Origin of the sequence: Chryseobacterium sp. VAUSW3 (genome assembly GCF_002205795.1) — a bacterium.
GTDB classification, from domain to species: Bacteria; Bacteroidota; Bacteroidia; order Flavobacteriales; family Weeksellaceae; genus Kaistella; species Kaistella yananensis.
In genome coordinates, this window is record NZ_NIUY01000001.1 from 1,095,487 (window position 1) to 1,106,442 (window position 10,956).

The 10,956-nt window shown below is 40.5% G+C and carries 6 protein-coding genes; 5 read left to right on the top strand and 1 reads right to left on the bottom strand.

The features are described from left to right. Positions 1 to 27: 27 nt before the first annotated feature. Positions 28 to 1,005: a hypothetical protein gene (locus CDW55_RS04990; protein ID WP_143332919.1), complete on the bottom strand. Its 978-nt coding sequence runs from the start codon at positions 1,003 to 1,005 to the stop codon at positions 28 to 30. Positions 1,006 to 1,211: 206 nt separating this feature from the next. On the opposite strand from CDW55_RS04990, the gene rimP reads away from it, so the two are divergent. The 5 genes from rimP (at position 1,212) to CDW55_RS05015 (ending at position 10,695) form a co-directional block, all read left to right on the top strand. Further along, positions 1,212 to 1,679, top strand: a complete 468-nt coding sequence (gene rimP, locus CDW55_RS04995) for a ribosome assembly cofactor RimP (RefSeq protein WP_088468719.1) — start codon at positions 1,212 to 1,214, stop codon at positions 1,677 to 1,679. Between the two features lie 59 nt (positions 1,680 to 1,738). Next, the gene (nusA, locus tag CDW55_RS05000; RefSeq protein WP_088468591.1) at positions 1,739 to 2,986 is read left to right on the top strand and encodes a transcription termination factor NusA; all 1,248 of its coding nucleotides are present in this window, start codon (positions 1,739 to 1,741) and stop codon (positions 2,984 to 2,986) included. 73 nt (positions 2,987 to 3,059) lie between these two features. Further along, complete coding sequence (infB, locus tag CDW55_RS05005; protein WP_088468592.1) at positions 3,060 to 5,897, top strand: translation initiation factor IF-2; 2,838 nt, start codon at positions 3,060 to 3,062, stop codon at positions 5,895 to 5,897. A 283-nt stretch (positions 5,898 to 6,180) separates the two neighbouring features. Continuing rightward, entirely contained in the window at positions 6,181 to 9,186 is a 3,006-nt protein-coding gene (locus CDW55_RS05010) for a SusC/RagA family TonB-linked outer membrane protein (protein WP_088468593.1), read from the top strand. A 12-nt stretch (positions 9,187 to 9,198) separates the two neighbouring features. Next, complete coding sequence (locus tag CDW55_RS05015) at positions 9,199 to 10,695, top strand: RagB/SusD family nutrient uptake outer membrane protein (protein WP_088468594.1); 1,497 nt, start codon at positions 9,199 to 9,201, stop codon at positions 10,693 to 10,695. Positions 10,696 to 10,956: the final 261 nt, after the last annotated feature.

A 10,956-nucleotide genomic window follows, 5' to 3' on the forward strand; every position in this document is an offset into this window, starting at 1 on the left:
ATAAATTTTTATCAAAAATAAGGTAAATTATTGAAATTTCCTGCTATCGGTGTGACTCAGGAAGAGGGAAGTAAGAAATATCGGAATATAAAGCCGTACTTCGTAAAGAATTCCCGCGTAAAAACACATGGCAATATATGGTATAGAAAGAAGATGGAAAACAATGATGTTCTTGATGGCATTCCGATCTTTCGCAAGCATAAGAGGAAGAACAAAAAATACTGCCCAAAACAAAAGTCCCAGAATGTTTTTGGGTTGAGAAAAATTCTGAAAAAGGAGATTTCCGTCATTCGTGGTGAAACTGCCATTCATCAGCCGCATTCCAAAATAGGTGAGGATAAAAGTGATTCCCAAAACCGCTACAGGAATCAAAGTTTCCTTTTTCAATCCAAATTCCGAATACAGTAAAGTTCCGGCGAGTGCAAGTGATAATGCAGATGATTCTCTGTTCAACGTAGAAACCGCCATCATCAAAACTAAGATTGCCAGATTTGAGACTGCGTTTTTTTCCAGATATCTGAGGAGGAACAGGAAAAAAAGCAGGAGGAAAAAGTAACTGGAAACATCGTAGGGAACAATCACAAACTGCGAGAATGCTGTTGCGAAAACAGCTACCGCGATCATCAGCAACTTTTCCGAAGATGTGGCGACGAAATTTTTAGTTTCCGTAATTAAAACCATCATAGCTGAGCTTAAAACCAGAAAAAAAGTGTTGAGGAGAAAGAAGGAAAGATACATTTTCGGTTCTGCATCTGCGTCGAAAAATTTCAGTTTAAAGATTGAATAATCAATATTTAAAGTAGATAAAAATTCATAAATCCAGATTAAGAAATATCCGCTTAAAATTCGGTGCTGGTAAATTCCGGAACCGAACTGTTGCTGAAATTGTGTGTAATTTAAAATCTTTGAAGAATAAATATTTCCAAATGACAAATACACAAAACTATTGATCAGGAAAGCCAATAATGTTGCGAAAACGAGTTTGGAAAATAAATTTAGTTTCAATTCAGGTGTTTTTTTAATAGAGAAATACTGTCTTCCGTCGATCGTTGCAAATATAAATAATTTACCGCTTGTTGCCTGATTGGGAATCAGTGATTCTTTAGAGAGTTTGCAGTGTTATCAAAAATTTGTATATTTGCATCGGATTTACGGATAAACATGAAAAGGCCTTCGCAAGAATGCCTTTTTTCGTAACTCAAATGAAAGATATGGAATTTAGAAAGAAGATAGAAGAGCTGCTGGGCAGTTTTCTGGAAGAAAGAGAAGATTTGTTTCTGGTCGATTTGAAATTTTCGGCGGCAGATGATATTACGGTAATTCTTGACGGTGATCAGGGGGTTACCCTGCAGGATTGCCTGGATGCAAGCCGCGCTATCGAATTTAATATGGATCGTGAGGAACACGATTTTTCTCTCCAGGTAATGAGTGCCGGATTAAGCGAACCTTTAACCACGCCGCGACAGTACAGAAAAAACATTGGCCGCGAACTCGATATTTTACTGACAGATACTACGAAGATTGAAGGTGAGCTTGCAAAAGTTGATGAGGATAAAATCACGCTTATTTTAAGATACCGTAAACCTAAAGAGGTAGGAAAAGGAAAAGTAGATGTGGTGGAAGAGAAGGAAATTCCGTACACTGAAATTAAAAAAGCACTGGTAACAATAAAATTTTAATAACAAAAAGATGAAGAAAAGGCTTCGCGCCCTACATTCATTATATATCACTTATACATATGGACGGTTTAGCATTAATTGAAGCATTTGGCGATTTCAAAGAAGAAAAAAGCATCAGCAAGATTGATCTGATGGCGATTATTGAAGACTCGCTCAAAACTTTATTAAGAAAACGATTTGATTCCGATGATCATTTCGATGTTATTGTAAACCCCGATAAAGGGGATTTCCAAATATTTTTAAATAAAACCATCGTTGAAGACGAGATGTCTGAAGATGATGATTTGGAAATCGAGATTTCTGAAGCAAAGAAAATTGACCCTACTTTCGAGGTAGGTGAGGATTTTACCGTTGAAATCCCGATCGAAAAACTGGGAAGAAGAAGTATTCTTACTTTGAAGCAGATTTTATCAACCAAACTTCAGGAGCATAACAATGCCATGCTGTACGAAGAGTTCAAGGATAAGATTGGCGAAATTGTTGTGGGTGAAGTACACCACATCCGTCACAAACACGTGATTTTAATTGATGACGAGGATAACGAATTCATCCTTCCGAAAGAAAACCAAATTCCTTCTGATTTCTTCAAAAAAGGAGAAAACGTACGTGCGATTGTAGAAAGTGTAGATTTCAAAGGCTCGAAACCACAGATCATTGTTTCAAGAACCGCTCCTAAATTCCTCGAGAAACTGCTTGAACTTGAAATTCCTGAGATTCAGGACGGTACCATCATTCTTAAGAAAGTAGTGAGAATCCCTGGTGAAAAAGCGAAGATCGCGGTAGATGCTTATGATGACAGAATTGATCCGGTAGGAGCATGTGTCGGCGTTAAAGGATCAAGAATTCACGGCGTAGTACGCGAACTTAAAAATGAAAATATTGATGTAATTCAGTGGTCTAAAAACCCTGAAATTATGGTGAAAAGAGCCTTAGGAAACATTACCATCAATAAAATTGAAATTAATCCGGAGACCATGTATGCCATGGTTTACACGCCTGTAGAAGAAATTTCACGGGTAATCGGAAAGCAGGGACAGAACATCAGACTTGCTTCATGGTTAAGCGGATATGAAATTGATGTGTACAGAGAAGCCAGCGAAGATGATGACGTAGAACTGAAAGAATTTGCAGGTACCGAAGAAGGCGATATCGAACAGTGGATAATCGACGAATTCGAGAAAGTAGGTCTTACCACAGCAAAAAGTATTTTAGATAAAGATACCGAAGCGCTTTTGAAAATGGTTGACCTCGAAGAAGAAACGATTGAAGAAGTAAAACAGATTTTGAAGGAGGAGTTTGAAGACTAATCCTTGAAAATAGCTAGAGTAATGTTAAAATAATTAACTTTACCAAAAATTAAAACAAAAGTATAAATTATACATGCCCAAAATTAGATTAAACAAAGCGGTAAAGGAATTTAATATTTCGATGACAAGACTGGTAGAATTTCTTCAGTCCAAAGGATTCGAGGTAGAAAGTAATCCTAACGCTCAATTGGAAGAGTCGGCATATTCTGCATTAGAAGCTGAGTTCGCAAAAGACGGTGAACAGAGAAAAGCTTCTCATGAGGTCGTGATGATTAAAGTTCCGGAAGAAAAACTGGAAATTGAACCGTCAAAACCTGAGGTAATAAGAGCCAAAACAAGCTTGAGACCCGAAACAAAGATTTTGGGTAAAATTGATCTTGATCCAAAAAAACCTGAAGTTCCTGCGGTAAAAGAGCCGGAACCTGAAGTGAAGGAGGAACCGGTTGTTGTGCCTACTCCTGCCACTCCGGAAAAACAGGAATTCAAAGTGTTGGATAAGATTGATCTTTCGCAGATCGAAGGCAGCAAGCCGAAGTCTTCCAAAAAAGATCAGCCTGTAAAAGAAGAGGAAAAACCTGCAGTGAAAGCTGAAGAAACTCCTGCTCCAAAGGTTGAAACCCCAGCTCCGGCTGCGGAAGAATCTCCGGAAGCTGCAGAAGAAGCCCAGTCGGATAAAATAGAAACCGTTTATCAGAAACTGGAAGGGGTGAAAATTTTAAAGCAAACCGTTGACCTTTCCCAGTTCAATAAACCGAAACCACAGGGAGGAGCCAACAGTGCTGCAGCGAAAAAGAAAAGAAAAAGAATCGAGAAGCCCAATACTCCGGGTACAGGAACACCAGGTCAGGCAGGTACTCAGCAGGGCAACCGTCCGCAGGGTAACCGTCCGCCGGGACAGGGTGGTAACCGTCCGGGTCAGGGAGGTAACCGACCAGGCTATCAAGGTGGAGGAAATGCCGGAAAAGGCGGCAGCCGTAGGGGTGCGCCAACCATGCCGGTAGAGCTTACAGATGAACAGGTTAAGAATCAGATCAAAGAAACTTTAGAAAAACTTACCAATAAAGGCGGTAAGAATAAAGGAGCTAAATACAGAAAAGAGAAAAGAGTTTACAGACGTGAGCAGGATGAACTCCAGCAGGAGATGGATGCTGCCGACAAAACGCTGAAGGTGACGGAATTTATTACCGTAGGTGAATTGGCAAGTCTCATGAACGTGAGCCCGACAGAAGTGATCTCCGCATGTTTCTCCTTAGGAGTGATGGTGACCATGAATCAGCGTTTAGAAGCTGATACTTTATTACTCGTAGCTGACGAATTTGGATATAAGATTGAATTTTCCGATGCGGATCTTGAAGAATCTGCAGTTGAAGAAGATACCGATACCGAGGCAGATCTGTTACCGCGTGCGCCAATTGTTACCGTAATGGGACACGTTGACCACGGTAAGACCTCTTTGCTCGATTATATCAGAAAAACGAACGTCATCGCCGGTGAATCCGGAGGAATTACCCAGCACATCGGAGCGTATAATGTTAAGTTAGAAAACGGTCAGCGAATTACCTTCCTTGATACACCGGGTCACGAAGCATTTACCGCGATGAGAGCCAGGGGTGCACAAATTACCGATATCGCAATTATTGTAATTGCAGCGGATGATGATGTGATGCCTCAGACTAAAGAAGCAATTTCCCACGCACAGGCAGCGGGTGTTCCAATGATTATTGCGCTGAACAAGGTAGATAAACCAAACTCAAACCCAGATAATATCCGCCAGCAGCTTTCTGCAATGAATGTTTTGGTAGAAGAATGGGGTGGTAATGTTCAGTGTCAGGAAGTTTCTGCTAAATTCGGTAACAATATGGATGCTTTGCTTGAAAAAGTATTGCTTCAGGCGGAAATGTTGGAATTAAAGGCCAATCCTAACAAAAATGCTCAGGGTGTTGTGATCGAGGCTTCTTTGGATAAAGGAAGAGGATACATTTCTACCATTCTTGTGCAGACCGGAACTCTTAAAGTAGGAGATTACATTCTTGCAGGGAAAAATCACGGTAAAGTGAAAGCAATGCTTGACGAAAGAGGGAAGCCGATGGAGGCAGCTGGTCCTTCTATTCCGGTAACGGTTCTTGGTCTTGACGGAGCGCCTACAGCAGGTGACAAATTCAGAGTTTTTGAGGATGAAAGAGAAGCGAAAACAATCGCAACCAAACGTGAGCAGTTACAGAGAGAGCAATCAATCAGAACTAAAAAACACCTTACTCTTGATGAACTGGGCAGACGTATTGCTTTAGGAGATTTCAAAGAACTCAACATTATCCTTAAAGGTGACGTGGACGGTTCTGTTGAGGCACTTTCCGATCAGTTACAGAGACTTTCAACGGAAGAGATCAGTATTAATATCATTCATAAAGGAGTTGGTCAGATTACCGAATCCGACGTACTTCTAGCAGCAGCATCTGATGCGATTATGATTGGATTCAACGTTAGAGCAGGTGTCAATGCAAAAGATCTTGCTGATAAAGAAGAAATAGAAATCCGTACCTATTCGGTCATCTATAAAGCGATTGATGAAGTAAAAGAAGCGATGGAGGGAATGCTTTCTCCGGAAATTCAGGAGCAGGTCATCGGTAACGTGGAAATACGTGAAACCTTTAAAATTACCAAAGTCGGTACTATTGCCGGTTGTATGGTTCTAAACGGAAAAGTCACCCGAAATTCGAAAATCCGATTACTGCGTGACGGTATTGTGAAATTCGATGGCGAACTGGAAAGTTTGAAACGTTTCAAAGACGACGTAAAGGAAGTAACCAAAGGTTACGAATGTGGATTGAATATTAAAGGATACAACGATATTGAAGTTGGTGATATCCTGGAAGTATATGAAGAAGTTGCCGTTAAGAAAAAACTGAAATAACAGTTTAGTTGATATAAAGCCTGCTGAAAAGCAGGCTTTTTTTTATCCGGGAAATAATTAATTGTTAAAATTTTAAAAAATCGCAGTTTATCTTTTCTGTAGCTTTTTTATTAAATAGTTAGGGAAAGCGAAATTTATTCAGGTGCATTTTTTGGGAAATTCAAACCTTTGTTTAAATGCTTGTGAATAATGAATTTGATTATTATTAACGATGCTTTCATGCGCTTGCGAATGTTAATTAAAATTAACATATTTGCGCGGATAATATTAAAAAAGTGTTAATATGAATTTAAAATCTAAAGTGCTAGGAGCAGGAGTTCTCTTCTTTTTAGGAGGAGGAATTGCGCTAGCTCAAACGGATTCAACAAGGGTAGCTGAAGTTGATGAAGTTGTAATTGTAGGGTATACCGCTGTAAAAAAAGAAGATTACACGGGATCGGTTTCTAAAGTAGGGAGCGAAAATATTTCCAAGAAAAATGTATCGAACGTGGCGCAGGCCCTTACCGGAGAAGCAGCTGGGGTAAGAGTAATTACAACCTCTGGTCAGCCAGGTTCTGAGCCGCAGATCAGAATTAGAGGATTTGGTTCCGTAAGTGGTAACAGAGAGCCATTGTACGTACTTGACGGAATTCCTTTCAACGGCAACGTATCGGCAATCAACCCGGATGACATCGAGAATATGACTGTACTGAAAGATGCGACTGCAACTGCAATTTACGGTTCCCGAGGTGCGAACGGTGTGGTATTGATCCAGACCAAGAAAGGTAAATCTGGAAGAGACGTGGTAACCATTGATACCAGAATCGGTTTCAATGCGCCGCTTATTCCTCGTCATGATGTAATCAGAAGCCCTGAGCAGTATATCGGTCTTTCCTGGGAAGCACTTTATAATCAAGGGAAACTCAGCGGAAGTGCAGATCCTGTAGCTTATGCAAACGCACGTTTGTTCTCCAGTGCAGGTATCAGACCACAATACAATATGTGGAACGCTAATGCGGCACAGCTGATCGATCCTGCGACGAAAATGGTGAGAGAAGGCGTTACCAGAAAATACAGCCCGGAAAACTGGAAAGATTACGGTTTCCAAACCTCCATGAGATCTGAAACCAACTTCAGTATCAGTGGTGGTGAAGGTAAAACGACTTACTATACTGGTATAGGTTATCTAAAAGATGAAGGTTATACCATTAACTCCAAGTACGAGCGTTACAGTGGTAGATTAAACCTAACGCATCAGGCAAAATCCTGGTTGAAAGGAGAATTCAACATGGGTTATGCTTACTCTGATACCGACAGAAACGGACAGACTGAAGACAGTGGAAGTATCTTCTGGTTCGTAGATAACATTCCATCTATCTATCCATTGTTTCTTAGAAATGCTCAGGGTGGCTTCGTAAATGATCCATATTATGGTGGATACCAGTATGATTACGGTACCGGCAGAGGGTTCGGTGCTCTTACCAACTCCATTGCCGATGCCACTTACGATTTAGACAACAGAAAAAAACATGAGGTTAACGCCAACTTCTTCTTAAAGGCTGATATTACCAAAAAATTAAGTTTCGAAACGAGAATCGGTGGTCAGTACTACAATAACTCAAGAAACGATTATAGCAATCCATATTACGGAAGTTCGGCTTCCCAGTACGGATCTCTTTACAAGGTTCGTACCGAGTTATTCTCCCATAACTTCCTTCAGTTGTTACGTTATATGAACCGTTTCGGGAACCATGGTGTTCAGGCATTCGTGGCACACGAAAGTACGGACTGGAAGTATAATTACCTGTCTGCATCTAAATACGGTCTTGTAATTCCTGATGGTGGCGAGTTCAACAACGCGATCAACCAGAACCCTGCCTATTCTTACCTTTACAACTATGCGTTAGAAAGTTACTTCGGTCAGGCAATGTATGATTACAACGGGAAATATCTAGTTTCTGCAAGTGTAAGAAGAGACGGTACTTCAAGATTCTTAAACGATAAGTGGGATACGTTCTACTCTGTAGGTTTAGGATGGGTTGTGAACAAAGAGAATTTTATGCAGGATAACAGCGTATTCGACAAGCTTAAGTTCAAAGCAAGCTACGGAACCGTTGGTGATCAGTCGGGTGTAGGGTACTATCCAGGATACAATGTGTATAACCCGGGTAACTTTATGCTTCTTCCTGCGGCTGCATTCGACAGAATTGGTTACCCAGACTTAACATGGGAAAAATCCAAGACTTTCGATGCCGGTATGGAATTCACATTATTCAAGAACAGAATCATTGAAGGTGCTGTAGATTATTACCACAAAACAACTGATAACCTGATCTTTGATAACAGACTTGCACCTTCTACAGGTAACGCAATTATGAAAGTAAACGACGGTCTTTTGGTTAACCAGGGTGTTGAATTTACTTTAACCGGTCACGTGATCAATAAAGAAGATTTCTATTTAGATCTTTCATTAAACGGAGAGTGGTTAAACAATAAATTAACCAGAATGCCGATTGATCCCACTACAGGTCTTCCAAAAATTATTGATCTTGCAGAATCAGGATTCGGTAGATCGGAAGGTCACTCGCTTTACGATTTCTATATGAGAGAATGGGCGGGAGTTAACCCTCAAACAGGTGCTGCAATGTGGAACGTAAGCTATACCGATAACAACGGTAACGGCAAGTTCGATGCAGGTGAGCAGATTGGATCTTTAACAGAATTCTTGGCACAAAACCCGGGAGCTACTATTTTAGAAGCAACTACCGAGGTTTATACGCAGGCAACTCAGAAATATGTAGGTAAATCTGCAATCCCAGATTTAAGAGGTGCATTCTCTGTAAACGCTGGTTATAAAGCACTTTCATTATCTGCACAGTTCCTTTACGGAATCGGTGGTTATTCGTACGATTTCGCATATGCGGGATTAATGCACAACAGTGTAGTTGGTAACAACAACTGGCATACCGATATCCTGAACAGATGGCAGAACCCTGGTGATATTACCAATGTTCCAAGATTAACAAGTAACAGAACCGGCGATACCAACTACAACAGTATGTCAACCAGATTCCTTACGAAATCTGACTATCTTGTACTTAATAATGTAAGGTTGGCTTATACCATGCCGAACAAATATTTTGCTGGACTTGGATTAAACGGACTTACTGTTTCGTTAACAGGTGATAACCTGTGGATTCAGACGAAGAGAAAGGGCTTCAACCCTACTACTTCTGAAACAGGAAACAGTAATACTTACAGATATTCACCACTTTCTACCATCACGTTTGGTGTAAAAACAAACTTCTAAATTTTACTGAAAATGAAAAAAATACTTATATTAAGTTCCCTAATGGGACTGCTTCTAACCACAACTTCCTGTAGAGAGGAGTTTTTGCAGAGCGAGCCTACAGAAACTCTGGCAAACCCGCCAGCTCAGGCTAAACTGAACGGTCTTTACCTGATGATGGTAAACACCGGTACTGGTGGTACTACAGGTCACGATGACTACGGACAAAAAGGTTACGATTTGGTATCCGATATGCTTTCTGCAGATATGGTACTGAGCGGTGTAACTTATGGATGGTACAGAAATATCGCTAACCTTACTGCGACTACTGACTTTACCAACAACGCGAATTACCAGCCATGGAGGTATTATTACCGGATTGCATATGCTGCAAACGACGTAATTGCCGGGTTAGGCGGTAATGATGCAGTTCCTGCATCAGCGGCGGATAAAGCTGCAATGGGGCAGGCGAAAGCGATGCGTGCTTATGCCTATTTTTATCTTACCCAATATTTCACTACGAAATATGATCCGGCTGCACCGGCTATTCCTTTGTATATTGATGCAGGAGTACAGGCCCAGCCAAAAGCAACACAGTCTGAAATTTATGCTCAGATTGTAAAAGATCTTACTGATGCAGTTACCTTATTACAAGGGTTCTCCCGTGCAAATAAAGGGGTAATCAACCAGGATGTTGCTAAAGGATTACTGGCTTACACGTATGCAGCAATGGGTGAGAATGCAAAAGCAGCTACATTGTCTCAGGAGATTATGGCTAAGTTCCCTAAAACGACCAAAGAAGAAACCGTTTTTGATGAAGTTACCGGATCCGGAGGTGGTTTCAACGACCTTAAGACAAACAGCTGGATGTGGGGCTTCGACCTTACAGAGGCAAATGATCTAGATCTCATCAGCTGGTGGGGACAGGCAGATATCTTTACTTATTCTTACTCTTGGGTAGGAGACGCGAAATCAATTGACCTTGATTTGTATAACGCGATAAGAGCTGATGATATCAGAAAGAATCAGTTTGTATCTATTAACGAAACTGCAGACGGTTTCACAATGGCACCTGCAAACGCACCTGGAGCATTTGATTATCCTTCAGTTCCTGCAAATAAGTTCTATGCTCCGGGGAGAACAATCGGAGGACAGAGAATCGTTACAACAGATTACCTGTTTATGCGAGCAGACGAATTCCATTTATTAGCAGCTGAAACACTTGCAAAATCAGGCAATGAGGGTCAGGCAAAAACAATCCTTAAGGACTTCCTTACCCAGAGAATTACTGATGTAAGTTATATTGATGGTTTGTCCGGAACTGCATTACTTAATGAAATCTATCTGCAAACCAAGATTGAACTTTGGGGCGAAGGTAAGAGTTACCTGGCAATGAAGAGAAACAAGGCTACCATCAAGAGAGGGCCTAACCACCTTTTCTACGCAGGCCAAACTTTTAGCTATGATGACGACAGACTGTCCATGGATATTCCACAGGCGGAAATCAACAATAACCCTAAGCTGAAATAATCAGAATACAGGTTTTACTAATGAGGAGCAGATTTATTCTGCTCCTTTTTTATTCTAACTTACAAGCCTGGCAGCTAACGAGTAAACGCATTAAAAATCTTATTTGTACTGATTATAAATTACAGCGGACTTAAGTTAAGTTTCTGTAACCAAGTTGTGTTATATGGCTATGAATTTATATAAAATGCAAAAAAATTAGGATTTTAATCATTTATATTAATAATTATTACAGAAATCTCACCAATTTTTTTATAAACTCAT

What these genes read in the sequence shown, in the direction of transcription:
- nusA (WP_088468591.1), top strand. Translation starts at nt 1,739, where the DNA reads ATGGACGGTTTAGCATTAATTGAAGCATTTGGCGATTTCAAAGAAGAA.
- rimP (WP_088468719.1), top strand. Translation starts at nt 1,212, where the DNA reads ATGGAATTTAGAAAGAAGATAGAAGAGCTGCTGGGCAGTTTTCTGGAA.
- infB (WP_088468592.1), top strand. Translation starts at nt 3,060, where the DNA reads ATGCCCAAAATTAGATTAAACAAAGCGGTAAAGGAATTTAATATTTCG.
- CDW55_RS05015 (WP_088468594.1), top strand. Translation starts at nt 9,199, where the DNA reads ATGAAAAAAATACTTATATTAAGTTCCCTAATGGGACTGCTTCTAACC.
- CDW55_RS05010 (WP_088468593.1), top strand. Translation starts at nt 6,181, where the DNA reads ATGAATTTAAAATCTAAAGTGCTAGGAGCAGGAGTTCTCTTCTTTTTA.